Source organism: Dyella sp., assembly GCF_035277725.1.
In the GTDB taxonomy this organism is placed as follows: domain Bacteria; phylum Pseudomonadota; class Gammaproteobacteria; order Xanthomonadales; family Rhodanobacteraceae; genus Dyella_B.
Map to the genome: position 1 here is coordinate 1 of NZ_DATEJY010000051.1, position 25,563 is coordinate 25,563.

The window sequence follows — 25,563 nt, forward strand, 5'->3', positions numbered from 1 at the left end:
TACAACACCGATGGCACCTACGCATGCGCAAGTAAAAACAGCAACGGTATCTATAACCTTTGCGCTGACGGCACCGCCAATGACGGCAAGGAAGTGCTTGCGTATATTCCGGGCGCTGTATTGGCAACCATCCACAATGCCTCCACCTCGACCCTGGATTATTCCTCGGTCAATTACGCGCACAACTTCTACATGGATGCCACGCCTGGCACTGGTGATTTGTTCTACAGTAACGCTTGGCATACGTGGCTAGTTAGTGGGCTCGGCGTCGGTGGCAATGCCATCTTCGCGCTTGATGTCACTGATCTTGGCGCCAACGCTTTCGGTACTGGTAGTGTGAAAGGCGAGTGGAGCACAGCCGTTACCACCACTTCATCAGGCAGCTCGGTCGCCACAACACTCGTGTGTAACAACGACACATCTACCAGCGCCTGCGGCAATGATCTAGGCCAGACAGTCGGCACTCCGCAAATCCGTCGTTTGCACAGCGGAAACTGGGCGATCATTTTCGGCAATGGCTTTAACAGCGTCACGGGCCATGCGGGCATCTACGTCATGCTGGTGGATAGCAACGGCAACATCAGCGCCAGCAGCCAAAGCAGCTCCAGCGTCTATTTCTTGGACACTGGCGTGGGCAGCTCAAGCAATCCCAACGGCATTGGCTATGTATCCTCTGTCGATACCGATGGCGATCACATCGCCGATTACGTTTATGCGGGCGATGTTTACGGCAACATCTGGCGTTTTGACTTGACAAGTAGTAATCCTGCCAATTGGGGAGTTTCCAACTACGGCAACAGTTCGGCTACGCCACTGTTCACTACGCCGCCGGTGAAGACGGTGTACACCGTTACCACGACAACCAGTAACGGCACCACGACTACCACGACATCGACACCGACGATTACCTACCTGTCACCGGTGGCACCATCGCAACAATCCACTTACGCATACGGCACCACCAGCACCACCAGTGGCAGCACCACCACTTACACAGTGATCAGTCCTCAGCCAATAACCACCCAATTGGTCGTCGTTGCAACGACGGAGCCAACTTCAAACTCCAATACACCTTACGTGTTGGTGGAATTCGGTACCGGCTCTATCCAACCGCAATCAGTAACGTCCAGCGCCACCTATTCGAACGGACCGCAAACTCTATATGGCATTTGGGACTGGGGCATGGGCGTAGCAGGCACAGCGGGCGCAAGCTATGCCGGCCTGTCTGTAGGCGCTACTGGCACGCCTACTGCATCTTCGCCAATCAAACAAAGTTCCCTGGAACAACAGACCATTACCAGCACCACGACATCAAGCAGTTCCACGTCCACCATCTTGGGTTATCGCACGGTGAGCCAGAACACGGTGTGCATGCAAGGCTCGACGTGCGCAACGACTGATTCGAACGGTAACCTCGTTAATACAGCCGGGACCCAGTTTGGCTGGTATCTGAACCTGCCTGCCTATAACGGCGTGTCCTGGGTCGGCGGTAGCAATCAGACCGAACAGGTTATCTACAGCCCGATTGAGTCTGAAGGTGCGTTTATCGTGAACACGACGATTCCGGCTAACAACTCGCCGCTGAGCTGCACGGTAGTGACAACGGCGGGCTGGACGATGGCGCTGAATCCGGCTACAGGCGGTGGGTTCACCAATTCTTTCTTCTCTACCGCAACGGGTGTTGTGATCAGCGGCTCCATCAGCGGCATCGCACTCAGCGCAGTGGGTAGTCCGTCGGTGGTGACGGCAAAAGGTCAGCCTTATCTGGTCAACCAGACCGTTTCGGGTGTCGGTACCGTCAACCAGATCAATCCTCCGGGCGGACAAACCGGGCAGCGCTTGACATGGCTGCAATTACGCTGAGAAAGGAGAAGTAGCCATGTCCAATGCATTTCCTCGCGTTCAATGTGCCTCAGCACGTGTAACAAGGCGCCATCAACGTGGTTTTACGCTAATCGAACTGATGATCGTCGTTGCGATCGTGGCCATATTGGCTGCGATCGCCATTCCGCAATACCGCAAGTACGTCCAGAAATCGAACCGTGCCACTGCAAAATCGGCACTCCTGGACCTGTCGAGGCGCGAGGAAACCTACTACTCGACCAACAATAGCTATACGCTCAACTTGGTGAGCCTTGGCTATAGCAACATCACAAACAATCAGATCCAGGTACCGAACAGCAACAATCCCACCTACACCATCGGTTTTACAGCACCCGCAACTTCAGGCAGCAGTGCAAGCAGCTATACGGCCTCAGCCACTCCTACTGGTTCGCAGACCGGTGACGGATGCGGAACCTATTCAGTCGACTATCTGGGTAACCAACTGCCCTCCACAACGTCTGGCGGCTCCAGTTGTTGGTGAGGAAATTGAAACCGTCGTGACATTGGCGATCTACTCGCGCCATTCCTGGCAACGCCTAGGGCGTAGCCAGCCCCCTCTGTTGCGCGGATAATCGACACCCCTCGAAACCACGCAACAGCAGTCAATGTTCATACCCGGTCAACGCTGGATCTCCACCGCCGAACCCGAACTCGGCCTCGGCACTGTGTTGCGCGTCGAAGGGCGCGGGGTGCAGGTGTTGTTTGCCAAGTCGGGGGTGTTGCGCCCTTATGCGGTGGATTCCGCGCCCCTGGTGCGGGCAGAGTTTCGGGCGGGGCAGCGGGTGGCGGGCAAGGGCATTGCCTTTCTGGTGGAGCGGGTGGAGGAGCGCGAGGGGCTGCTGGTTTATCGCGGCGAGGGGCGCGAGCTGCACGAGGGGCAGCTGGATGATGAGCAGAGTGTCAGCCAGGCGGATGACCGGCTGATTGGGGGGCGTACCGATCCGGTGCCGCATTTTGAATTGCGCCTGGAAAGCCTGAAGCGCCGGGCGGAAGCGCGGCGCTCGGCGAGCTGGGGGCTGAGTTCTGCACGTATCGGCCTGGTGCCGCATCAGTTGCGCGTGGCAGGTATTGCCGCGGCACGCCGGCCGCCTCGGGTGCTGCTGGCGGATGAAGTGGGCCTCGGCAAGACGATCGAGGCGGGCATGATCATTGCGCGCCAGATTGCAGCCGGGCGCGCCTCGCGAGTATTGGTGCTGCTGCCGGACACGCTGGTGTACCAGTGGTTCGTGGAGCTGCTGCGCCGTTTCAATCTGAGTTTTGCGATCTACGACGAGGAGCGTTGCGAGGCGCTGGAGCAATCCGGCAGCGACGCGAATCCCTTCGAAGACGAGCAACTGGTAATTGCCGATTTCGGCTTCCTTGAGCACAACCCCAAGCGTGCCGAGCAATTGCGGCAGGCCGGCTGGGATCTGCTGGTGGTGGATGAAGCCCATCACCTGGCCTGGACACCAGAAAGTGCCAGTCCTCGCTACACCTTGGTGGAACAATTGGCCGCGACGACGGCTGGTGTGATTCTGCTGACCGCCACGCCAGAGCAGTTGGGCCGCAGCGGCCACTTCGCCCGCCTGCGCCTGCTCGATCCGCAGCGCTATCACGACCTGGATGCTTACCTCGCCGAATCGGAACACTTCCAGACGCTTTCACATATCGCCGACAAGCTGTTGGCACGCACCGCACTCCAAGCAGCGGAACTTGAGCAGTTGCGCAAGGCTTTCGAAGGCGACGCAGCGCTGCAAGCCTGCCTTGCCGACACCACCAAACCCGAACACAGCCGTGAATTGCTGGCAGCGTTGATCGACCGCCACGGCACCGGCCGCTCCATGTTTCGCAATCGCCGCGCCAGCATCGGTGGTTTTCCGAGGCGTGTGCCGGCGTGGGAACTGGTCGATGCGGAACGGCTGGATGAAGTCGCGCGCCAAGCCTTGCTGGTGGAATTCCATGCGGACATCCAGCAACCGATGCCGGTGCTCGAGCTGGATTATGCGAATGATCCGCGCATCGACACGCTGGTCGCGCTGCTCGATCGCTATCCGCAAGACAAGTTCCTGCTGATTTGCCGCAGCCAAGCCAAGGTGCTGGCCCTGGAAGAAGCCTTGCGCACGCGCACCGGCGCGGGCATTGCGCGTTTCCATGAAGGCTTGGGTATCGTGCAGCGCGATCGCAATGCCGCCTACTTTGCGCAACCGGATGGCGCACGCCTGCTGATCTGTTCGGAGATCGGTTCGGAGGGTCGCAATTTCCAGTTCGCGCATCGCCTGGTGCTATGGGATCTGCCGCTCGATCCGGATCTGCTTGAGCAGCGCATCGGTCGCCTCGATCGCATCGGGCAGAAGCACGACATCAGCATCCATATCATTGCCGCGCCCGATAGCGCGCAGCATGTGCTGGCGCGTTGGTATGACGAAGGCATCGATGCGTTCCGCACCAGTCCAGCCGATGGCCGTGAATTGCTGCGCCGTTTTGGCGAAACCTTGGCGAAGCTGGCCGAAGAACATGCGCGTGGCGATGACCAGCGCGACCAGGAACTGGACGTATTGCTGGCCGAAACGCGCGCCGCACACGAACAGATGGCCGAGTTGATTCGCGCTGGCCGCGATCATCTGCTTGAGTTGGCGGCGAGCCGCGACCTGCATGCGGATGAGTTGGCGCAGGCATTCCGCCGTGAAGATGATGATCCTTCGCGCGATGCGTTCCAGCAACGCTTGCTGGAATCCTTCGGCATTCACGCGGAAGAACTCAGCGCCAACGTGTTGCTGCTCGATCCGCAATATCTCTCCACCGATGCCCTGCCCGGCTTTGCCGAAGGCCCGGTGTCGGTCACGTGCTCGCGCGAGGTGGCGCTTGCGCGTGAGGAGTTGCCGCTGTTGCGCCTGGATCATCCGATGATCGCCGGCGCGATCGATCTGGTGCTTTCCAACGAACGCGGCAATGCCACCTTCATGGTGGATGACGCGCTACCGCCACGTAACGCGTTATTGCAGGCGGTCTATGTATTGGAATGCGTCGCCGAGCGCAGCCTGGATGCGGAACGCTTCCTGCCCACGCAGCCGATCGTGGCAACCATCGATACCAAGCTCACCGAGCGTCCCAGCTTTCAGCCCAGCGATATGGCAGTGCGCAAAGCGGGGGACCGCACGATTGAAGTGCCGCGCTATCGCAAGTTCCTCGCCAAGCTGGTGCCGCCGATGCTGGAAAAGGCCGAGGCCGCCGCAAGCTTGCGTGCGCAAACCAGCATGACTGCCGCGCTGACCGAAGCCAAGGAAACGCTGGATGCGGAAGTGGCGCGCCTGCATGCGCTGCGTGCGGTGAATCCGTCGATAAGCGAGGCAGAGATCGCGCGAGTGGAAGAAGAACGTGCGGCATTGCTGGCTGCATTGCCGCAGGCGCGGTTGCGCTTGGATGCGGTGCGGTTCGTGGTGAGCCCGGATTTTTTAGCCTTACGCTGATGTAGGTTGGGGTGCGAACCCCAACATCACGATACTCAATCAACGCGACCATGTTGGGGTTCGCACCCCAACCTACGCATTTGCGTCGGCAACGGCCAGGCGCATCTTGCGTCCGATGCCGAACACGAAGTACGCCACCGTCAGCAGCACTACCCACGCCGCGCCTACATACAAGGCCACGCGCGTATCCGGGTGATAACCGAGCATAACCAGCACGAACATCAAAAACGCCAGGCAGATAGCACTGGTCAATGGCCAGCCGCGCAGCGGAAATGCCGTCTTGCCAAAGCGTCGGCGAAAACTGAAGTGCGCAATCAGCACCATCGACCACGTCCACACGGTGTTGAACGAGAGAATCGACATCATCATCTCGAAGATGCGCTTGGGCAGCTCGTAATTGAGCACTACGCCGAACAGCAAGCATGCCAGCGTAACCAATACGCCACGAACCGGCACGCCATGGTCGCTCACCCTGGCCAGGAACGCCGGCGCCTGTCCTTTGTTGGCCAGGCTGTAGAGCATGCGGCTGCCGCTGAACGTGGTGCTGTTGAAGCCTGACAACGCCGCAGTAATCAACACGAAATTGATGATGCCCGCGGCTTGCGCAATACCCAGCTTGTCGAAGGTGGTAACGAACGGGCTGCCCTGCGTGCCGATCTGGTTCCACGGGTAAATCGCCATGATCACGAACAGCGCGCCCACGTAGAAAATCAGAATGCGCCACAGCACCGAATTGACGGCGCGCGGAATGGTGCGCTCCGGCTGCGAAGCTTCGCCCGCCGCCATGCCCACCGTTTCGATACCGCCGAACGAAAACACTACGACCGGTAGTGCCAACACCATGCCCACGAATCCATTGGGGAACCACCCGCCATGGCTCCACAAATTGGAAAGACCCACCGCGTGGCCGCCATTGCCCCAGCCCAGCCAGATCATGCCCGCACCGCCCAGGATCATCAGCACCACGGTCACCACCTTGATCATGGTGAACCAGAATTCCATTTCGCCGTATACCTTCACGGCCATGAGATTCAATGAGCCGATCATCACCACGCTGCCGAGTACCCAGATCCACTGCGGCAAGTCGGGAAACCATTGCTTCATGTAAATGCCGACGCCGGTGCTCTCGGCCATGCCGACGCCCACCATCAGCAGCCAGTAGTTCCAGCCGGTCACGTAGCCGGCGAACGGACCCAGGTAGCGATGCGCGTAGCTGCTGAACGATCCGGCGACCGGATCGTGCACGGCCATTTCGCCGAGCGCGCGCATGATGATGAAGATCATCAGGCCACCGAACATGTACGCGAACAACACCGAGGGGCCGGCCAACTGGATGGTGCTGGCCGAGCCGAGGAACAGGCCCGTGCCGATGGCCATGCCCAGCGCCATGAAGGTGATGTGGCGCGGCATCAGCCGGCGCTGCAGGTGTTGCGTCATGTGTTCCCGCCCTTATGGATTTTTGTTCAGCGCATCAAACGGCGTTTAGGTTTAATTGGAAACTTGCCGCGCCAATATTCGATCATCAAGAAGCCGCCCAGCATACCGCCAAGGTGGGCGAAATGGGCAACGTTCGCCTGCCACCCACCGACGCCAAGCACCAGTTCCACCCCGCCATACAGGATGACGAACAACCACGCAGGAATGGGAATCGGCAGGAAAATCAGCATCAGCCGCTCGTGCGGGTAAAGCATGCCGAACGCCAGCAATAGCCCGAAGATGGCGCCGGATGCGCCAAGCGTAGGCTCGAAGCCGTGCGTGAAGTACTTCACCACCAGCAGTTGCGTCAGTGCGGCGGTGATCAGGCAGACGAAGTAATAAAGCAGAAAGGGACGTGGGCCGAAGGTCTGCTCGATCGCGCCGCCAAACATGTACAGCGCGAACATGTTGAAGAAGATGTGCTGGATGCTGCCGTGCATGAAGCCGTAGGTCACCAGCTGCCATGGCCGAAAGCCGATGGCCGTAACGCTGCCGTCCGGGAGCTGGGCCATCTGGTCCGGTCCCCATGGCCATAGCGCGAAGTGCGCGAGCAAGGTCGCATGCATCATCTGCTGCAGCAGGAACACTACGATGTTGGCGATGAGCAGGTAGAGCGTGATGGGCGGCAGGCGGGTCGGCATGGAGATGCGCTATCTGGATGCACTGGGCACGTAGGTTGGGTTGGCGCAGCGTAACCCAACGGTTGTTGCCAAACGCGGCGGTGTTGCTGGGTTGCTGCCCTAAGCCAAGCCAACAGTCATGCAGCACGGCAACGGCCGTCATGGTGAAAGTCGCTTCCATTACCGCCGCCCCGGCGAACGCCGGGGCCTAGTGTCTTAGCTTTTGAGGTATCCCCAACAAAGTCGCTGGGCTCCGGCGTTCGCCGGGGCGACGGTTCAGAGAGCGCCCACACTTTCACGGCAACCTGCCTGCGTACAGCACATGCAAGCCATAAAAAAAGGCCACCCGCAGGTGGCCTTTCACAGTCGTCATTTACCGGAAAATCAACCGTTGTGCGTACCAGCGTCGATCTGCGCCATGGCTTCCGGACGACGGGCGCCAGCAAAGCGCTTGGCCCAGTAGCTGTCGGAGAGATTGTCCACGCGCACGGACTCGCCACGGCGCGGAGAATGGATGAAGCGGCCTTCGCCGATATAGATCGCCACATGCGAGATGCGGCCCTTGCCATGGCGGCCACCGGCGGTGCGGAAGAACACCAGGTCGCCCGGCTTCATGTCGTCGCGGTGGATGATCTTGCCGACCAGATATTGCGAAGCGGAGTTGCTCGGCAGCTGCAAGCCGATGGCACGTTCAAACACATAGCGAACGAAGCCGCTGCAATCGAAACCGGTGGAGGGGTCGCGGCCACCGCGCACATAACGCACGTGGCGCAGCTCCATGGCCAGGCCGATCAGCATGTCGCGCAGGCCCTGGCTGGTTTTGGCGTCGCTGAACTGGGCCGAGGTGTCGCTATCGTCATCCGACGTCGCGGCAGCATCGTCGGCGGTGTTGGTCTTGGCAGACGTTACGGTAGCGAAGGGAAGCTGGGTGGGGAGCGTGGACTGCGCCATGGCGACCGCAGGGGTAAACGCGGCCAGCGGACTCATCAATGCGGTAGAAAACTTTCCGGAAACCTGGGCCTGAATGCTGCTGCTAGCGTCAGCGGCGAAAGCGGTGCCTGAAAAGCACATAGCCGTGGCAAGCGCGGCGAGTACAAGTCGCGTGTTTGGCATTCGGTGGTCTCTGGGCGGTTACCAATCCGGCCGTCGCCCCCTGCGGCGGCCGTGACGAAGGGGTGAAAGTAACAAAGCCCACCTGCCGACATGTTCGGATGGGGTTAACTGAACCCCGTCGTTCGAAAAATCGAATGACGCCCCGTCGCCGCTCCAACCACTTGATCCACAAAACTTTTCTTTAGAAACTAGGGTTTACCTGTAAGCGTGCACCTCAAAATTTTTCGGAACATTTACAGGTTTTGCAGGCGAAGTCTCACTTGGACACGTAGGAACGGCTACCAAAAATGGCGGTTCCGATGCGCACTTCCGTAGCGCCTTCAGCAATCGCCAGCGGGAAGTCGCCGCTCATGCCCATGGAGAGCCGCGGCAGCTCATAACCCTCCGCGGCACATCGATCCCGCCATTCCCGCAGTTGGCGGAAGCAGGCGCGCACCTCACTGGCATCCTCGGACAAGGTCGCCAGCGTCATCAGGCCCTGCACGCGCAGGTGAGGAAACGCGCGCAGCCGCTGCAGGAAGTCCGGCAGTTCTTCCGCAGGCAGACCCTGCTTGGTCTCCTCGCGGGCCGTCTTGACCTGCACCAGGATGTCCAGGCGCCGGTTTTCGACCTCCAGGCGGCGCTGCAACGCCTCAGCCAGTTCCATCCGGTCCAGCGATTGCACTTCGCTGGCCAGCCGCGCTACGTCCTTGGCCTTGTTGGTTTGCAGATGGCCGATCACCACCCAGTCGATTGTCTCGCCCGCCAAGGCTGCCGCCTTTTCGCGGATTTCCTGCACCTTGTTTTCGCCGAAGCGATGCAGGCCCAGCGCCAACGCCGCCTTGACCACGTCCGCGCCGAAGGTCTTGCTCACCGGCAACACGGAGACTTCCGCGGGGTCGCGGCCCGCGTCGCGGCAGGCAGCGTCCACGCGCTGCCGCACCGCGGCCCAATTGGCGGCGATATCGCTCATCGCGCGCTTTGCTGGAAGTGCTTCGCCACCACGTCGGCCACCACCATCGAGACCTTCTTGCCGGTCGGGATATGCAGGAACTCGTTCGGGCCGTGCGCATTGGAGTGCGGGCCCAGCACGCCGGTGATCAGGAACTGCGCCTGCGGAAACTTGGCGCCCAGCATGCCCATGAAGGGAATGGTGCCGCCCTCGCCCATGTACGCCGCCGGCGCGCCAAAGTAGTGCTGCGAAGCGTCGGCCACTGCCTGTTCCAGCCATGGCGACAGTTGCGGGGCGTTCCAGCCACTGCCGTCCTTCTCCAGCTTGAAGGTGACCTTGGCGCCATACGGCGGATCCTTCTCCAGCAACTGTTTTACGTACGCACTGGCTTTGGCGCCATCCAGCGTCGGCGGCAGGCGCAGACTGAGTTTCACGCTCGTCTTCGGCCGCAGCACGTTGCCGGCGCTTTCCAGCGGCGGCAGCCCGTCGGCGCCAGTCACTGCCAATTGCGGCCGCCAGGTGCGGTTGAGCACCAGTTCGGCGAGGTCTTCGGTTACCGGCTGCATGCCGGCCACGAAGGGGAATTTCTCGTACACCGCCTTGCCGAGCACGCCAGTCGCCGCCTTGGCCTGCTCGATGCGCTGCGGTGGGATCTCTACGTGCAATTCTTTCGGCTTGATGTGTCCGGTTTGCGGATCTTCCAGTCGCGAAAGCAATTCGCGCAGGATGCGGAAGCTGGATGGCACTACACCGGAGGCATCGCCCGAATGCACGCCCTCTTCCAGCACCTGCACGGTGAGTTCGCCGCCAGTCATGCCGCGCAGCGACGTGGTGAGCCACAGCTGCTCGTAATTGCCGCAACCGGAATCCAGGCACACCACCAGCGAAGGATTGCCGATGCGCGATGCAAGATGGTCCACGTAATGCGGCAGGTCATAACTGCCGGATTCCTCGCAGGCTTCGATCAGAACCACGCAGCGCGCATGCGGCACGCCTTGTTCGCGCAAGGCCAGCAAGGCAGCGAGCGAACCGAAGATCGCATAGCCGTCATCGGCGCCACCACGGCCGTAGAGCTTGTCGCCCTTGAGCACTGGCGTCCACGGTCCCAAACCTTCGGACCAGCCGGTCATCTCCGGCTGCTTGTCGAGGTGGCCGTACAACACCACGGTGTCATCGTTCTGGCCCGGTACTTCGATGTAAATCAGTGGCGTACGCCCTTCCAGCCGTACCACTTCCAAGGTCGCGCCCGGCAACTGCGAAAGCTTGCTGCGCGCCCAGTTTTCCATCAGCTTCACCGCGGCATCCATGTAACCGTGCGACACCCAATCCTTATCGAACATCGGCGATTTGTTCGGAATGCGGATGTATTCCACCAATTGCGGAACGATCTCGGCATCCCACAGATCGCTGATGTAACGAGTGATGCGCGCGGTATCCATGGTGGCTCCTGAAGGTGGGAAAGCGCGATTTTAACAGTGCGCGCTACCACAACTCTTGCTGCAACAGAACATGCAGCGTTTTCTGCTATGTCACCGAAGCGCGCAAACACGGCATGTTCACCACTCGCCATGCCGACATCCGCACTCACAACCCCGGGGCGTCTGGATGACACTCACATGCGCGCAACTCAGCCATGCCTGTACGCGCTCCACCGACTGGGCTCCCACGTATGCAACAACGCAAAGTGAAGTCGCGGCAGCACAACGCCGCCCATTCATTTTCCAGGGAGATTCCATATGTTGAAAAAGCTCGCCGCCATTGCCGCACTGGCGTTGTCGTTCGCACTGCCCGCCTTCGCCGCCACGCCGGTCAATATCAATACCGCGGATGCGGAAACGATTGCCAAGTCGCTGGATGGCATCGGCCTGGCCAAGGCGAAAGCCATCGTGGCCTTCCGCGACGAACATGGTCCGTTCAAGAGCACGGACGAATTGTCGCAGGTGAAGGGCATCGGCCCGGCCACGCTGCAGCGCAATCACGATGCGATCCTGCTCAGCGGCGAAGGCACGAAAGCACCTGCGGATGCGGCAACCAGGCCCAAGCACGCCAAGAAGTCCAAGGCGGCCACCGAGGAGGCCACTCAGGACTGATCCGCTCGCAAGCCCCATACGGCCTGCACATGCGGGCCGTATTTTCAGGCAAGGCTTGCGCTACACTCCGCGGCGCCGCAACTCCATTCGCCGCCGCCATCTCACCATGATCCTGCCCCGCTACCGCATTGGCTCCTCCACGATTCGTGGTGCGGGCAAGGGGTTGTTCCTGGATGAAGACGTGGAAGCAGGGCGCATCATCACCGCACCGGATGCGATCGACCGCACTTATCCGTTGAGCGAATTGCAGGCCAAACCCGAGCAGATGTACGCCAGCGCACGCTGGTTCGAAGACCGCTACACGCTGTCACCGGAATGGCCGGACGAGTGCTACATCAACCATAGCTTTGCGCCAACCGGTCTGTGGCATCTGGGTTTTGTATTCGCCCTGCACGACCTGCCCGCCGGCACCGAACTCACCGTGGATTACCGTCACCTGCTGCCGCCCGGGCAGGAGGAGGACTTTATCGACACGGCCACCGGTGAGAAAATCATCGGTCTGCCCTGGGACGAGAGCCTCATGACCACCACTCGCGCCCTGGCAAGAGTGTTGGATAGCGCAAGCTTAGCGACTGACCGGCAATGATCGACATTCCCACCCTTGAAACCGAACGCCTGCGCCTTACCGCGCTGACCGAACGCCACTTCAACGACTACGCCGCGATGCTGGCCGATCCGGAAAGCACGCGCTGGATCGGCGATGGCTTGCCGCTGGATCGCACCAATGCCTGGCGCTCGCTGGCCATGCTGATCGGGCACTGGCAATTGCGTGGCTACGGCATGTGGGCGTTGGAATTGAAAGCCGCCGGCGAATTCATCGGCCGCGCCGGATTGTTGCACCCCGAAGGCTGGCCCGACGTGGAAATGGGCTGGATGCTCAAGCCCGATCATCGCCACCACGGCTACGCCACCGAAGCCGGCGCCGCCATCCTCGACTACGCCTGGAATCACCTGCAATTGCAGCGCGTCATCAGCCTGGTACGCGTCGGCAACGAGGCTTCCGATCGCGTTGCCGAACGGCTGGGCGGCGAGCACATCGAAGACATCGATTTCTTCGGCAGCGACAACCACGTGTTCGCGTATTACCCGCCGCATCGCCAATTGCGTCGCCACGCGTTTGCGTGAGTTCGTAGGTTGGGGTGCGAACCCCAACATCCCGATCTCGCATGCATGGTGATGTTGGGGTTCGCACCCCAACCTACGCAGGTCGTGCGGGCATCACCAAACGCGCGACTTCCGCCAGTGCAAGCAGCCGCGCTGCACGCATCCAACCTGTAGCCAGCACAATCAACTGGCTCAGCAGCAAAGCCAGCACCACGCCACCAACACCCACGGCGGTCACGTGGATGCGCAGCACGCCAAACACGAATGCCAGCAGCAAGCCGATCAGCGTGACCACCAAATAAAACAACAGCGTCTTCACCGGCTGCTTGAACAACTGCCTGACGCCACGCCACATCGCACGCGTTGCCGAGCGCAGACCGGTGTCGGCAATAAACGCCGCACGTGCCGATTCCACGATCGACTGCATCAGCACCAGCACGATCAACAACGCCCAACGCGCGATCGTTGCGTATCGATCCGCTTGCGATTCCAACACCGCCTGCTCTGCATGCTTGTCCGCCAGGTGCATGCCGAGAAAGTGCACGCCGAACACCACGCCATAAGGAACCAGCGACCACAGCAACAGGCGAAACATGCGGCCGTATTCCACCACACCGCTCTGTAGCAAGGCACTAAAGCCCAGCGCCCGCCCTGCCCGGCCGCTACCGATCACCATGCCGGCAAGGAAGGGCGACAACAGCAACGTAAACACGAGCGCGACGACAAAGCCTGTGACCAGCCATTCCGGATGATCGAAAAAGCTGGTGATCACATCGCCGAACATGACCGCATTGAACTGTTGCGCCCATTCGGTCGAATGCACCGACGTATCAAGCAAGCCGCCCAGCATGTTCCACAACGGGAAGGCGACCAGCGCGGTGGGAATCAACATGATCAGCAGCCATAGCAGCAGCAACCGCCACTGCACTGCGGCGCGCATGCCGGACAGCAAGGCTCCCATATTCACGGAACGAGACATGGCTGCGGCCCTCAAAACGTGGTCAGCAAGGCGGAGAGGCTCTGCATCAGCGCAGAGACGTCGGCGGTCCAGCGTCGTGACGCGGCACCATTCGATTCGGTGGTCAGGCTGTTGTTGAGCCGATCGCGATCGAGCAAGTTGTGCTGATCCGGATCAAGCTCGGCCGATATCACCTTGCTGGGTTTGACGAAATCGAAGCGTGCCCAACGGCGATCGTCATCCCAGGTGATGTCCTGGTGCGTGCCATCTTCGAACGTCACACGCAGCAGCTCCGGTGCGGCCACGCCATCGCGGCTCACCGTCACCGTGCTATGCCAGGGAAACGGTCCCGGTGCGCCAGGCTTGGCATCCTTGTGCGCCTTGTCCCAATCGCTGCGCTGCTTGTCGACTTGCTTGTCGACATCCTTGGCATCGACTTCGGTCTGCTTGCCGTCCTTCCATGTGACGCCGGCTTGCGGCAGCACTTCATAGCTATCGATGTCCGCGACCTTGTCGTCGATGAATGCCGTGCCAAAGACGTATTGGTTGAAGATGGCATCGACCTCCTTGGCGTTGCCCGAGCTGTCGATCAGCGCGGCGCGGAAATCCGCGACGGACGGGTGACGGAATTTCCAACGCTGGTAGTAAAGCTTGAAGGCCTTTTCCAAGGCGGGCCGGCCAAGACGCTCTTCCAGATCGTGCATGGCGGTGGCCGTGCGCGCATATACCATACCATAGCTGGTGACGGAAAGACGATCCCAGCTGTTTTCCGCCAAGGGATCAGCCGGCTGGAACAGCGTGGCAGTCAAGCGCTCGAAATCAAAACCGTTCAAATGCGGCGTAATGCCCAGCGACTTGGTGAAGTGCGCGGCCAGCACCAGTTCCTGCTTGCGCTCACGTAGCATGCGGTTATCCCAATATTCGTTGAGCCCTTCATCCAGAATCGGCTCTTCGAATTCATCGGAAGCCAGAATGCCATAGAAATAGCCGTGACCGAATTCGTGGATGTTCACGAAATCACTGAACATCTGATCCGTCGTATCGGGCTCGACCTGCTTGAATCCTTCCGACGTGAAAAAGGTGGGGTATTCCATGCCACCCGCTTCCGACGCGTTGTACGGTGGAACGACCGCCGTAACGGTTTCATACGGATAAGCTCCCAGCATGCGCGAGAAATAAGCGAGCGAGTCGATGGTGGATTTCAACGTCGGCGCGGCACTGGCTTCGTATTCCGGCGGATAGATCACGCGCACCGCCACTTTCGGGCTGCCTGGGCCTTCGTAGGTACCGTCCACGGTCTTGAAGCCCTTCGCGGCGACCCACGCAAAATCGTGCACGTCACCCTGTACGAAGTGATAAGTGGTCTTGCCGTTTTTCTGTTCCGGCGTGCCCTGCAACTTGCCGACGGCGCCCACGGTGTAATCGCTGGGTACCGTCAGATGCACGTCGTACAGGCCGAAATCCGCGTAGAACTCGCTGAGAAAATGAAACTCGTGCACGTTCCAGCGCACGGCAGTGGCGCCGCGCTCACCCGGCAGTTCGAGCACGCCGATCTTGGGAAACCATTGGCCAACGAGGTTGAAATCACCCCACCATCCGGTGCGTTCCACCACGCGCGGCAACTGACTGAGAAAATCGATATCCAGCGCCAGCGTGCCGCCCGCCGGGACCGGCTGCGCCAGATCGATGCGCACCACCGTTTCATCCGTTGCCGGGCCGCCATCCGGATGCACGAAGCGCCACGTCAGCGGCGTGCCGCCCTGCTGCACGCTCTGCAAGCGAATCCAGCCCCACTGGCCCTTCTCCAGCACCGCGTTGCCGCGCGAGCTGCCGTGCGCGGTGAGTACCTGGCGTTCGGTGAAGAACGTGCTGCCTTCGTTCTGGAAGGCGTTCAAATAAAGATGGAAGTAGACACTGCGCACCTCGCGATCGCTGCGATTGCGCCAGGTCATGTGCTCCTTGCCGGTCACGGCGTGCCTGGGGGCATCCAGATCCGCATCGATGGTGTAGCTGACCACGCGGTCGGACAGCGTCGGCTCCTGCCCGGTGCGCTCGCCACCCCAGGCACCGGGTGCGCTCTGTGTGTGGATGAAGGTGTCGTGCGCGGGTGCAAAGGGAATCTCTTGCGACACGGGGGCCGGCGGCACATCGGTGCGCTGCACCGCACCCGCCGGCGCGACTGTCTGCGCGATCGCCTGACACGACCACCACACCACGCAGGTGGCAAGCCATCGCCCGCTTCGTTTTGCCGTAACGCTCATCTTGCGGTCTCCCCTTTCGATGATCCGTCGAGCGTGCGGCATGCGCAGCGGTTGCGGCATCGGCCAGACGTCATGCCGCACGGTAGGTTGGGGTGCGAACCCCAACACGACAGCACGCACGGGATGGCGATGTCGCGGTTCGCGCCTCAACCTGCGGGCGCACACCTGTGCGAATCCAAACGCACGCGCTAAGCTGCTTGCCATTCAATCACGTTACGCGGAACTCGCTGAAAATCATGGACATACTGCGACGTTCCGAGGGAGCCTATCGACCATGCGCATCCTGATTGCCGAAGACGACCCCTCCATTGCCGCCGGCGTCAGTGCGGCGCTGCGCCAGGGCGGCCATGCGGTCGATCATGTGGTCGATGGCATCCGCGCCGATGCCGCGCTGAAAGACACGCCCTATGACCTGCTCGTGCTCGATCTCGGCTTGCCGGGCGTGGACGGCAGCGAAGTGCTGCAACGCGTGCGCAAGCGTGGCAGCGGCTTGCCGGTGCTGGTGATTACCGCCCGCGAAGGCCTGCGCGAACGCGTACGCGTGCTGGACCTGGGTGCGGACGATTACCTGGTGAAACCCTTTGCGCTGGCCGAATTCGAGGCACGCGTGCGCGCCCTGTTGCGCCGCTACACCACGCAAGGCGCACCGGAAATCACCATCGGCCGCCTGCGCCTGGACCTGCCCGGCCATCGCGCCTGGGTGGACGACAAACCGCTGGAACTCACCGCACGCGAATTCGGCCTGCTTGAAGCCTTGGCTGCGCGCCCGGATCGCGTCACCAGCCGTGCCCAGTTGATCGAAGCCTTATGCAGCTGGGATCAGGAACTCACCGACAACGGCCTGGACATCGCCATCTATCGCCTGCGTCGCAAGCTCACTGATTCCGGCACGCAGGTGCGCACCATCCGTGGACTGGGCTATCTGCTGGAAGAGGTCAAGGAAGCCCATGCAGGCTAGGGATGCTCTGATCTATTCCACGTACCCGTCACCGTACTGTATGCGCCTGTCGCCACGCCCCAGCGGTGAAGACAGACTGGCTGTCTGTCGAGACGCCGGGGCGTGGCGACAGGCGCATAAAGTACGGCCCCAACCGGTTGAAATTAAGGATGGGGTGACGTCCAGAAGGCCCGCTGGCTGCGCCGCGTGGCTTGAACAGACGGTCAGTCTGCCCTGCGCCGCGCAGCACACCCAGCGGGCCTTCTGGACGTCATGCCGGGTGCGCGGAATAGATCAGAGCATCCCTAGGAGCCCGTCGGGCTTTGGTGGTCGAGGCGAAAATCTGTTTGCGCGAGGACAGATTTTCGGTCACTCGCCGGCCCATAGTGGTTCTATGGGCCAAGAGTGGACGGAAATATGGACCGCGTAGACAGATTTGCAGCCCGGCCAAGCAAAGTCCGACGGGCTCCTGGGCGCCAAAGCCTGCGCAGGCGCCTGCTCACAACCTTGCTGGTGCCGCTCACGGCACTGTTGTTGTTGAACAGCCTGATCACCTACATCGGTGCGCTGATCTACGCCAATCACGTGCACGACGTGAATCTTGTCAACGACACGCTGACCCTGGTGAAGTTGATGGCCGACAAAAGTCCGGATGGCCGCATCACGATGCAAGCGCAATTCCTGTTGGAGTACGAGCCGGAAGGACGCAACTACTTCAGCGTATTCAGCGAACGCCACGGTCTTATCGCCGGCAATCCAGCGGTGAAACCGCCGCGCGGTCTGTTTTCGGATGGCCGTGCGCCCCAGTTATACGATATCCAGATCGAAAAACACGCGCTGCGCGCCGCCAGCATCCAGATGCCCAACCCGCGCGAGCCGGATGACCAGCTTGAGGTCACCATCGCCGAAACCCTGCACGACCGGCATCAGGAAGCACGGCAAATCCTGCTGCTCAGCATTCCTGCGCAGGCATTGCTGATCGTCGCCGCGTTTTTGCTGGTATGGGTTGGCGTCAGCACCGGCTTGCGCCAACTCGAACCGTTGACCAATCAGCTGGCCAGTCGCGAACACGATCTGGCGCCTATCGGTGATGCCGAGGTGCCGGTGGAAATCCTGCCACTGACGCGCACCATCGATGGCCTGTTCGCACGCCTGCGCGGCATGCTGTCCTTGCACGAACGCTTTATTGCCGACGCCGCGCACCAGCTGCGCACGCCCTTGGCCGGCTTGAGCGTGCACGCGGAACGCGCGCAAGCCAGTTTCGATCCGGCCACGATCAAGGACGCACTCAATCACATCCAACGCCTGATCCTGCGCGCCAACCGCACGTCCAGCCAATTGCTCGCGCTCACACGTGCACAAACGGCGCAACACGAAGCGGGCGATACGGAACCATTGAATCTCGCCACGCTGATTCCCGAACTGGTCGGCCAGCGCGTACACGAAGCGCTAGCCGCCGACATCGACCTCGGCTACGAAGGCCCTGCCGGCCCGCTGCTTATCGAGGGCGATCGCCATCGCCTGCAGGAACTGCTCGACAACCTGATCGACAACGGCTTGCGTTACGCTGGCCGCGGCAGCGTCATGACGGTCTCGCTCGATCGCGAAAACAAACACATCTGCCTGGCCGTGGAAGACAACGGCCCCGGCGTTCCGCCAGCATGGATCGAACGCCTTGGCGAGCGTTTTTTCCGCGTGCCCGGCAGCGAGGAACAAGGCAGCGGCTTGGGGTTGGCCATCGTGCAGCGCATTGCAGAGTGGCATGAGGCGCGCGTGCGTTATCGCAGCGGTAACAACGGGCGCGGCTTGCGCGTGGAAATTGTTTTTCCGCAAACGCGGGATGTGTGAAACAAAGTCGGCTGTGGAGCGCCTGATTATGCCGCGCGCGGATGAATCCGCTTGAGTTCGTCGCTAAGCTCTCGGCGCGCGCATTCCAGCTCATAGTTCGTCTGTAGATTGATCCAGCTCTGCGCATCGGTTCCGAAATAGCGCGCAAGACGGAGCGCGGTATCGGCGGTGATACCGCGACGCTCGTTGGCGATTTCGTTCACACGTGCCGGGGTCACGCCGATGGCGCGGGCAAGCGCATTCGCAGACAAGTCGAGCGGCTTCATGTATTCCTCCCGCAGGATCTCGCCGGGATGAATCGGTGGCAGCAGCTTCTTAGCGGCCATGATCTTTCCTTCCTCTCATTCTCAACATTGCGGGCCAACCATTAGAAGTTAGTGATAGTCACAGATCTCTACGTTGTAAGCGTCACCATCCTTCCAAACAAAGCAGACGCGATACTGATCGTTGATGCGTATGCTGTATTGCCCGACCCGATCACCCCGAAGTGCCTCAAGGCGGTTACCCGGTGGAATGCGCAGAAAGTCCAGCGTTGCTGCGGCACGCAATTGCGCCAGCTTACGTCTGGCAACACTTTCGATGTTGATCCATTTACGAACCCGCTCACCGTTAGCAAGAGCTTCCGTGTCTCTATCCGCGAACGTCTTGATCATGATTTATCTTATATCGATAAACGATATAAAACAAATCCAGGCGATTGAGAGACCATGAAGCATGCTGGAATTGTCATCCCAGCCTACGTACGAGAGCCGAAAAAAAGGCGGCGCTGAGCGCCGCCGTGTTTGTCAGCTTCCCCTGCATGGGAACATCGACAAAAACCATGGATTCACTTCTATGCCGTCATTCCCGCGAAAGCGGGAGTCCACGTTGGCCTTTTGCGCCAGGGCAAACGGATTGACCGGCATTCGCCGTTGTAAAGCGCCTCCGCTTTCGCGGGATTGACGGCCACGGAGATCCTACACAGCTGGTGTAACTCGCTCCTTCTCAGCAAAGAAGAAGTAAAAACATCACATCGCCTTCTTTGCCTTCGTCAGCAACTGATCGAGCAACGCCATCGCCAGATCGATCTCTTCGTAGCTGATGTCCAGCGACGGCGCGAACGTGATCACGTTCTTGTACCAACCGCCCACGTCCAGCACGAGGCCGATCTTCTTGCCGTTGTGTTCGAGATCCCCAGCGAGGCCGATGTCGACCATCTTGTCCAACAGTGCCTTGTTCGGCGTGAAGCCATCGTCAGTACAAATCTCGGCGCGCAACGCGAGACCCAGGCCGTCCACGTCACCGATTTCCTTGTGGCGTTTTTGCAGATCCTTCAGGCCATCGAGGAAGTAGGCGCCCTTTTCAGGCACGGTCTTTTCGTAATCCAGCTCGTAGCCCATCTTGATCACTTCCAGACCCAGCGAGGTGCCGAGCGGGTTGGAATTGAAGGTGGAATGCGTGGAGCCAGGCGGGAAGATGGCCGGGTTGATCATCTCTTCGCGCGCCCACAAACCGGAGAGCGGGTTCAAGCCGTTGGTGAGCGCCTTGCCGAACACGATGATGTCAGGCGTCACGCCAAAGTGCTCGATCGACCACAGCTTGCCGGTGCGCCAGAAACCCATCTGGATTTCGTCCACCACCATCAGGATGCCGTATTGGTCCAGCACCTTCTTCAAGTCCTTGAAGAAATTGCGCGGCGGCACGACGTAGCCGCCGGTGCCCTGGATCGGCTCGACATAGAACGCGGCGTATTCAGCCTGATTGACCTTTGGATCCCACACGCCGTTGTATTCGGTTTCGAACAGGCGCGCGAACTGGCGCACGCAATGATCGGAATACTCTTCCGGCGTCATGCCCTTCGGACGGCGGAACGGATAGGGGAACGGAATGAACATCGCGCGCTCGCCGAAGTGACCGAAGCGGCGGCGATAGCGATAGCTGGAGGTGATCGACGAAGCACCCAGCGTGCGGCCGTGATAACCGCCTTCGAAGGCGAACATCAGGCTCTTGCCGTTCTTGTAGTTGCGCACCAGCTTGAGCGAATCCTCCACCGCCTGCGCACCGCCGACGTTGAAGTGCACGCGGCCCTTCAAGCCGAATTTCTTCTGCGCATCGACCGCAATGGTCTTGGCCAATTCAATGCGCGTCTGATGCAGATACTGGCTGGCGACTTGCGGCAGCACATCGATCTGATGCTTGAGCGTGTCGTTGAGGCGCTTGTTGCTGTAGCCGAAGTTGACCGCCGAGTACCACATCTGCAAATCGAGGAACGGCACACCGGCGGTGTCGTACATGTAGCTGCCCTGGCCGTGGCGGAAGATCTTCGGCGGGTCGACGTAGTGCACGGTGTCGCCGAACGAGCTGTATTGGGCTTCGTCGGCTAGCAGTTGCTCATCGGGGATGACGTAGGAGGCGGCGTTGGGGTCGTAGGTATTCATGGATAGTAAGGCAAGCGTTTTTATGAATGCGGACGATGCTCGTATCACCTCGTCATTCCGGCGCAGGCCGGAATCCAGTCGAACATGACGTGCGCAGCACACAACATAAAAAGACTTTTGTGTGCTTCGCACGGTTTATTGGAACTGGATTCCGGCCTGCGCCGGAATGACGACGTGGGAAACCGACCATCACGAAGGAAAGGGGACGCGTTACGCGTACAGACTAAAAATTCGAAACCGCCGGCAACACCCGCGGCGCATGCTCTTCCAGCAGGCTGCCATCCAGCAGGCGCGGCAGCAGTTCCAGCGCATCCTCGAAACCGGTGATCGGCACGTAAGGAATGCCGGACGTGCGGCAATGCTCGATCAAGCGGTGCTTGGCGAACACGAAATCCACGCGATCGGCCGCGCAGAAATCCGAAGCGCCATCGCCGATCAGCAGCGTCTTGCCGCCACCTTGGCGCGCCTGCGCCACGCACGCGCATTTGCAGGTACCGCTGCGGCAGCCTTCGCTTTGGAATGGTGAGGTGAGTTGCCATTGGCGCGGCGGTATGCCCGGCGCCAGATGATTGGCGGCCAACGGCAGGTGATCCAGATCGTAACGCCCAAGAATGCGATGGATGGCGTAATCGAGGCCATCGCTCACGATGCGCATCGGTGTGCCAAGTTCAACCGTGCGCGCAACGAACGCGGGAAACGCGTGGTCGATCCATAAGCCATCCAGATGCGCATCCAGGTCGTCGCGACCCACGTCGAGCAAGGCCACCTGGCCGCTCATGCATTCGCGCGAACCGATGCGGCCGGCGCGCCAATCCTGCTCCAACGCTTCCCAGCCGGGGCGGCCGAAACGATCCAGCAGCGAATCGATCACGTCCTCGACGGAGATGGTGCCGTCGAAGTCGCACAGGATGTTCCAAGCAGCCACTCGCACCCACTCCCACACAAGATAAGTGCATCTTGACGACGCGCCCCTTTCGGTCTCCTTTCCGTGATTTTTTGCTTCCTTACGTTGCCCATCCGGCGAAGCAGACTAAAACGCAGACACAAAAAGACAAACTAGCGCGTACAGAAATAGGCCAAATCTGGGGCTGAGCCGGTATGCTTAGCTTTTGCGCGCCTTTCATCGACGGTTCCCGTGCACGATCCCGCACCGCGTCACGCCCTTCCCGCTCTGCTTGCCGCCCTGGTGCTGACCGCATTGGCAGGCTGCACCGCGGCCCCCTTGCCAGCCTTGAAGCCATCGCTGCCGCAGGCATGGCGCAACGCACCAGCGACGAACGTCCCCAACCCCGCGCAACCGGACCTCACCAACTGGTGGCAAGCGTTCAACGACCCTGAGCTGGATGCGCTGGTCAAACGCGCGCTGGACAACAACCTGGACGTCAAGGCCGCCACTGAACGGTTGATCGCCGTGCGCACGCTGTACCGGCACACCAATGACAAGTTCCTGCCCAGCCTGACCCTCGACACCAACCAGGTGATCCAGCCCGACGCCAGCGCCTCCTACTTCATCGTGGGCCTGGATGCGTTGTGGGAGATGCCGCTGTTCGGTGCGCTGAAAAGCACCCATCGGCTCGCCGCCGGCAATCTCGACGCGGCCCGTGCGGACCTGCAGAGCGCTTACGTCACTCTCGTGGCCGAAGTGGCGCGTTGCTGGATTGCGTTACGTTCCGCGCAACAGCAAGTGATAGCACTGACCGCCGTGCGCGATGCGAATCGCGCGAAGCTGCATCTTCTGGAAGTGCGCGAAGGGCTGAAACTCGTGTCGCCCACCGACGTCAGTTTGGCGAAGGCTGAACTGGCCCGTTCGGACATGGCACTGGCCGATCCGCAACGCGCCGTCAACGCCAATGCGCAGCAACTCGCCGTGCTGCTCGGCCAAAGCGAACCCGATCCAGCGTGGTTGGAAGGCGGCACCCAGCCGCAGCTCGGCGATTGGCAAATGACGCATGCCCCGGCCGATCTGTTGCGTACACGCCCCGACATCGCCGCGGCCGAAGCACAGGTGTTGCGCGCGGCCGGCGAGGCTGGCATCGCGCGCGCGGACGTCTATCCGCACATCGGGCTCGGCGCCTCGGCGGACTGGTCGGTGAACCTGCTCAGCCACCACACCTTCATCCGTTCCGGCGACGGCATCTTCTCGGCCGGCCCGGTGATCAACATGCCGCTGTTCGATTGGGGCATGCGCCTGGCCAAGGCGCACGCGCAGAAACACGAATTGCTCGCCGCGGTCTACGCCTATCGCCAAGCCGTGCTGCAAGGCGTCGCGGAAACGGAAACCGCCATGGGCGACCTGCAGCAGACGCAGCAGCGCGAAGATCTGGCCGAACAGGCCGCGCAAGCTCTCAATGACAACATAAGCGCGCTGGACAAGCGCCGCAGCCTTGGCCTTGCCAGCACGCTGGAACTGCAGGACGCCACGATCGCCCAGCAAAACGCACAGCTGGCTCTGGTATCGGCGCGGGCCGAGCGTGATCTTGCGTATATATCGCTCTACAAGGCCTTGGGTGGCGCACCGCTGCCACCGCCCGACGTCGCCGCCGATTACCACAAGCTCGGCGACAAACAGGGAAGCAAATAATGGTAGCGCTGGCACGCAAGACGCTGATCTACGAATGGCGCCGTTTTCTACCAGCGATTCTCGCCGTGGGTTTCGCCAGCTTGTTGCAGTTGCTGCAGGCGGCACTGGTGCTGGGCATTTTCGGCAGCGCCAGCGTATACATCACGCGTTCTTCCGCTGATTTGTGGGCCGGTTATCCAGGCACGCAAAGCGTGAACCTCGGCCGGCCGATCAGCGAAGACGTCGCGATGCGATTGCGCATGGATCCGGACGTAGTGAAAGTCGAACCGTTCCGCTGGGTCGATGCCGACTGGCGCGGCTCGCGTGATACCGGCGGCGTATCGGTGTTCGTATCGGGCATCGATGCACGCCCTGACGGCATGATGTTCTCGCGCGTACTGCCGCTTGCCTTGCGTGCGCGCTTGAACGAACCCGGCGCCGTGATCGTGGATGAGGCAGACCTCGACAGCCTCGGCGTGAACGTCGGCGACTCCGCCGCCATCAATGGTCAACGCGTGCGCGTGGTCGGCGTAAGCCGCGGCTTGCGTGCCCTGGGCGGCGTGAACATCGTCGCCTCGCTGGAGACCGCGCGCGTACTCGACGTGGCGCCCGACGATGCCGGCATGATGACGTACTTCATCGCCAAGGTTCGCGCTGGCGTAAAGCCACGCGTGGTGGCCCATCGCTTGAACGGTTCGAATGCCTTCGGCCCTTACACCGTTTGGACGGCCAAAGCCTTTGCGCGCGAATCAAGCCTGTACTGGATGTTCGACACAGGCGCCGGCGCCGGCGTGCTGTTCCTGGCCGGCATCGTGTTTCTGGTGGGCTCGGTAATCACCAGCCAGACGTTGATTGCCGCCGTGATCGGTTCGATCCGCGAATACGCCACCTTGAACGCGCTTGGCGTCGGCCGCGGCTCGCTGCGCAAAGTGGTGCTGGAGCAAGCGTTCTGGGTAGGCGCATTGGGCCTAGTATGCAGCATCGTGATCGGCTTCATTCTGCTCGCCATTGCGCGCAATCGCAGCGTGCCGATGGAGTTGAATCCGCTCATCACTATCGTTTGCCTGGCGCTGAGCATGGCGCTGGCGATCGTGTCCGGCCTGGCGGCGGTGCGCACGCTGCGCCGCGCCGATCCGGCGAGCCTGCTGAGATAAACCGCTGTGATGAGCATGCCCGCCTCCGCCCCCACTGCGTCTGCAACTACCGTCACGCTGCAAGCCCGCAGCGTGCGCAAGACATTTACCTCCGGCCGCATCGAAAGCACGGTACTGCACGACCTCACTATCGACGTGCATGCCGGCGCACTCACGCTGATCTCCGGGCCGTCCGGCTGCGGCAAGAGCACGCTGCTGGCCATCCTAAGCGGTCTGCAACGTGCCGATGCAGGACAGGTGCGCGCACTCGGCCATGATCTGAGCCACTTGGGCATGCGCGAACTGGAATCCTTCCGCCTGCAGCACACCGGCTTCGTGTTCCAGGGTTTCAATCTGTTCCCGGCGCTGACGGCGCTGGAGCAAGTGGAATTGCCCCTGAGCTATCTGGGATTGGCCAAGGACGTGGTGCGCAAACGCGCGATGGAATCGCTGGAAGAAGTCGGCCTGGGTCCGCGCATGAAGCTGCTGCCGGCCGAATTGTCCGGCGGCGAAAAGCAGCGCGTCGCCATCGCCCGTGCGCTCGCCAAGCAACCGGAACTGCTGTTTGCCGACGAACCCACCAGCGCGCTGGATGCCGCCAACGGCCAGGTCGTGATCGACATCCTGCATCGCATCGCCCGCACGCACGGCACCACCGTGCTGTGCGTCAGCCATGATCCGCGCCTGGTGCATCACGCCGACCGGGTGCTGGCGATGGAAGACGGGCGCATTCTGAGCGACCATGTGCCGCCTTCGTCACCCACTAACGAGCCCCGTTGAGAACC

At 61.0% G+C, this 25,563-nt stretch carries 22 protein-coding genes; 11 read left to right on the plus strand and 11 right to left on the minus strand.

Features of this window, described 5'->3' with window-relative positions; translation table 11 throughout:
* The 3 genes from VJR68_RS04355 to rapA form a co-directional block, all read left to right on the plus strand.
* On the plus strand, positions 1-1,863 hold a 1,863-nt coding region (locus VJR68_RS04355; RefSeq protein ID WP_324146331.1), incomplete at its 5' end, for a pilus assembly protein.
* A 16-nt stretch (positions 1,864-1,879) separates the two neighbouring features.
* A complete protein-coding gene (locus tag VJR68_RS04360; protein ID WP_324146332.1) occupies positions 1,880-2,365 on the plus strand; it encodes a type IV pilin protein in 486 nt (161 codons plus the stop codon).
* Between the two features lie 124 nt (positions 2,366-2,489).
* The gene (gene rapA, locus VJR68_RS04365) at positions 2,490-5,330 is read left to right on the plus strand and encodes an RNA polymerase-associated protein RapA (RefSeq protein WP_324146333.1); all 2,841 of its coding nucleotides are present in this window, start codon (positions 2,490-2,492) and stop codon (positions 5,328-5,330) included.
* 72 nt (positions 5,331-5,402) lie between these two features.
* On the opposite strand, the gene VJR68_RS04370 is transcribed toward rapA, so the two are convergent.
* From VJR68_RS04370 to VJR68_RS04390, 5 genes are all read right to left on the minus strand, one after another.
* Positions 5,403-6,767, minus strand: coding sequence for an amino acid permease (locus VJR68_RS04370; protein WP_324146335.1), 1,365 nt, complete (start codon positions 6,765-6,767; stop codon positions 5,403-5,405).
* A gap of 26 nt (positions 6,768-6,793) precedes the next feature.
* Positions 6,794-7,447: a rhomboid family intramembrane serine protease gene (locus tag VJR68_RS04375; RefSeq protein ID WP_324146336.1), complete on the minus strand. Its 654-nt coding sequence runs from the start codon at positions 7,445-7,447 to the stop codon at positions 6,794-6,796.
* Between the two features lie 363 nt (positions 7,448-7,810).
* Positions 7,811-8,377, minus strand: coding sequence for a C40 family peptidase (locus VJR68_RS04380; protein WP_324146337.1), 567 nt, complete (start codon positions 8,375-8,377; stop codon positions 7,811-7,813).
* Between the two features lie 418 nt (positions 8,378-8,795).
* Complete coding sequence (locus tag VJR68_RS04385) at positions 8,796-9,491, minus strand: YggS family pyridoxal phosphate-dependent enzyme (protein WP_324146338.1); 696 nt, start codon at positions 9,489-9,491, stop codon at positions 8,796-8,798.
* Positions 9,488-10,909, minus strand: coding sequence for a M20 family metallopeptidase (locus tag VJR68_RS04390; RefSeq protein WP_324146339.1), 1,422 nt, complete (start codon positions 10,907-10,909; stop codon positions 9,488-9,490). The genes VJR68_RS04385 and VJR68_RS04390 overlap by 4 nt, the downstream gene beginning before the upstream one ends.
* 297 nt (positions 10,910-11,206) lie before the next feature.
* On the opposite strand from VJR68_RS04390, the gene VJR68_RS04395 reads away from it, so the two are divergent.
* The 3 genes from VJR68_RS04395 (at position 11,207) to VJR68_RS04405 (ending at position 12,685) form a co-directional block, all read left to right on the plus strand.
* A complete protein-coding gene (locus VJR68_RS04395; protein WP_324146340.1) occupies positions 11,207-11,560 on the plus strand; it encodes a helix-hairpin-helix domain-containing protein in 354 nt (117 codons plus the stop codon).
* A 106-nt stretch (positions 11,561-11,666) separates the two neighbouring features.
* Positions 11,667-12,146, plus strand: a complete 480-nt coding sequence (locus tag VJR68_RS04400) for an SET domain-containing protein (RefSeq protein WP_324146371.1) — start codon at positions 11,667-11,669, stop codon at positions 12,144-12,146.
* On the plus strand, positions 12,143-12,685 hold the full coding sequence (locus VJR68_RS04405) for a GNAT family N-acetyltransferase (RefSeq protein ID WP_324146341.1): 543 nt from the start codon (positions 12,143-12,145) through the stop codon (positions 12,683-12,685). Before VJR68_RS04400 ends, VJR68_RS04405 begins: the two co-directional genes overlap by 4 nt.
* Positions 12,686-12,758: 73 nt before the next feature.
* Here the strand turns inward: VJR68_RS04405 and VJR68_RS04410 are convergent, their stop codons facing one another.
* Positions 12,759-13,643, minus strand: a complete 885-nt coding sequence (locus tag VJR68_RS04410; RefSeq protein ID WP_324146342.1) for a hypothetical protein — start codon at positions 13,641-13,643, stop codon at positions 12,759-12,761.
* An 11-nt stretch (positions 13,644-13,654) separates the two neighbouring features.
* Positions 13,655-15,883, minus strand: a complete 2,229-nt coding sequence (locus tag VJR68_RS04415; RefSeq protein WP_324146343.1) for a M1 family metallopeptidase — start codon at positions 15,881-15,883, stop codon at positions 13,655-13,657.
* Positions 15,884-16,157: 274 nt separating this feature from the next.
* Here VJR68_RS04415 and VJR68_RS04420 point away from each other — a divergent pair, with 274 nt between their 5' ends.
* Positions 16,158-16,841: a response regulator transcription factor gene (locus VJR68_RS04420; protein ID WP_324146344.1), complete on the plus strand. Its 684-nt coding sequence runs from the start codon at positions 16,158-16,160 to the stop codon at positions 16,839-16,841.
* A 492-nt stretch (positions 16,842-17,333) separates the two neighbouring features.
* Positions 17,334-18,668, plus strand: a complete 1,335-nt coding sequence (locus VJR68_RS04425; RefSeq protein WP_414647734.1) for a sensor histidine kinase — start codon at positions 17,334-17,336, stop codon at positions 18,666-18,668.
* 26 nt (positions 18,669-18,694) lie between these two features.
* On the opposite strand, the gene VJR68_RS04430 is transcribed toward VJR68_RS04425, so the two are convergent.
* The 4 genes from VJR68_RS04430 to VJR68_RS04445 form a co-directional block, all read right to left on the minus strand.
* Positions 18,695-18,994 (minus strand): HigA family addiction module antitoxin, encoded by a 300-nt coding sequence (locus VJR68_RS04430; protein ID WP_324146346.1) that lies wholly within the window; start codon positions 18,992-18,994, stop codon positions 18,695-18,697.
* Positions 18,995-19,042: 48 nt separating this feature from the next.
* Positions 19,043-19,321, minus strand: a complete 279-nt coding sequence (locus VJR68_RS04435) for a type II toxin-antitoxin system RelE/ParE family toxin (protein ID WP_324146347.1) — start codon at positions 19,319-19,321, stop codon at positions 19,043-19,045.
* 354 nt (positions 19,322-19,675) lie between these two features.
* A complete protein-coding gene (locus VJR68_RS04440) occupies positions 19,676-21,085 on the minus strand; it encodes an aspartate aminotransferase family protein (RefSeq protein ID WP_324146348.1) in 1,410 nt (469 codons plus the stop codon).
* Positions 21,086-21,308: 223 nt separating this feature from the next.
* A complete protein-coding gene (locus VJR68_RS04445) occupies positions 21,309-22,010 on the minus strand; it encodes an HAD-IB family phosphatase (RefSeq protein WP_333677868.1) in 702 nt (233 codons plus the stop codon).
* 210 nt (positions 22,011-22,220) lie between these two features.
* On the opposite strand from VJR68_RS04445, the gene VJR68_RS04450 reads away from it, so the two are divergent.
* The 3 genes from VJR68_RS04450 to VJR68_RS04460 are packed head-to-tail and all read left to right on the plus strand — an operon-like array spanning position 22,221 to position 25,558.
* On the plus strand, positions 22,221-23,666 hold the full coding sequence (locus VJR68_RS04450; RefSeq protein ID WP_324146350.1) for an efflux transporter outer membrane subunit: 1,446 nt from the start codon (positions 22,221-22,223) through the stop codon (positions 23,664-23,666).
* A complete protein-coding gene (locus VJR68_RS04455) occupies positions 23,666-24,799 on the plus strand; it encodes an ABC transporter permease (RefSeq protein ID WP_324146351.1) in 1,134 nt (377 codons plus the stop codon). Before VJR68_RS04450 ends, VJR68_RS04455 begins: the two co-directional genes overlap by 1 nt.
* Positions 24,800-24,808: 9 nt before the next feature.
* Positions 24,809-25,558 (plus strand): ABC transporter ATP-binding protein, encoded by a 750-nt coding sequence (locus VJR68_RS04460; protein ID WP_414647733.1) that lies wholly within the window; start codon positions 24,809-24,811, stop codon positions 25,556-25,558.
* Positions 25,559-25,563 lie beyond the last annotated feature (5 nt).

Coding starts and splice junctions, on each gene's coding strand:
- VJR68_RS04390 (WP_324146339.1), bottom strand. CDS start 10,909: ATGGATACCGCGCGCATCACTCGTTACATCAGCGATCTGTGGGATGCC.
- VJR68_RS04405 (WP_324146341.1), top strand. CDS start 12,143: ATGATCGACATTCCCACCCTTGAAACCGAACGCCTGCGCCTTACCGCG.
- VJR68_RS04360 (WP_324146332.1), top strand. CDS start 1,880: ATGTCCAATGCATTTCCTCGCGTTCAATGTGCCTCAGCACGTGTAACA.
- VJR68_RS04375 (WP_324146336.1), bottom strand. CDS start 7,447: ATGCCGACCCGCCTGCCGCCCATCACGCTCTACCTGCTCATCGCCAAC.
- VJR68_RS04430 (WP_324146346.1), bottom strand. CDS start 18,994: ATGGCCGCTAAGAAGCTGCTGCCACCGATTCATCCCGGCGAGATCCTG.
- VJR68_RS04415 (WP_324146343.1), bottom strand. CDS start 15,883: ATGAGCGTTACGGCAAAACGAAGCGGGCGATGGCTTGCCACCTGCGTG.
- VJR68_RS04370 (WP_324146335.1), bottom strand. CDS start 6,767: ATGACGCAACACCTGCAGCGCCGGCTGATGCCGCGCCACATCACCTTC.
- VJR68_RS04440 (WP_324146348.1), bottom strand. CDS start 21,085: ATGAATACCTACGACCCCAACGCCGCCTCCTACGTCATCCCCGATGAG.
- VJR68_RS04435 (WP_324146347.1), bottom strand. CDS start 19,321: ATGATCAAGACGTTCGCGGATAGAGACACGGAAGCTCTTGCTAACGGT.
- VJR68_RS04385 (WP_324146338.1), bottom strand. CDS start 9,491: ATGAGCGATATCGCCGCCAATTGGGCCGCGGTGCGGCAGCGCGTGGAC.
- VJR68_RS04400 (WP_324146371.1), top strand. CDS start 11,667: ATGATCCTGCCCCGCTACCGCATTGGCTCCTCCACGATTCGTGGTGCG.
- VJR68_RS04420 (WP_324146344.1), top strand. CDS start 16,158: ATGCGCATCCTGATTGCCGAAGACGACCCCTCCATTGCCGCCGGCGTC.
- VJR68_RS04380 (WP_324146337.1), bottom strand. CDS start 8,377: ATGGCGCAGTCCACGCTCCCCACCCAGCTTCCCTTCGCTACCGTAACG.
- VJR68_RS04410 (WP_324146342.1), bottom strand. CDS start 13,643: ATGTCTCGTTCCGTGAATATGGGAGCCTTGCTGTCCGGCATGCGCGCC.
- VJR68_RS04455 (WP_324146351.1), top strand. CDS start 23,666: ATGGTAGCGCTGGCACGCAAGACGCTGATCTACGAATGGCGCCGTTTT.
- rapA (WP_324146333.1), top strand. CDS start 2,490: ATGTTCATACCCGGTCAACGCTGGATCTCCACCGCCGAACCCGAACTC.
- VJR68_RS04395 (WP_324146340.1), top strand. CDS start 11,207: ATGTTGAAAAAGCTCGCCGCCATTGCCGCACTGGCGTTGTCGTTCGCA.
- VJR68_RS04460 (WP_414647733.1), top strand. CDS start 24,809: ATGAGCATGCCCGCCTCCGCCCCCACTGCGTCTGCAACTACCGTCACG.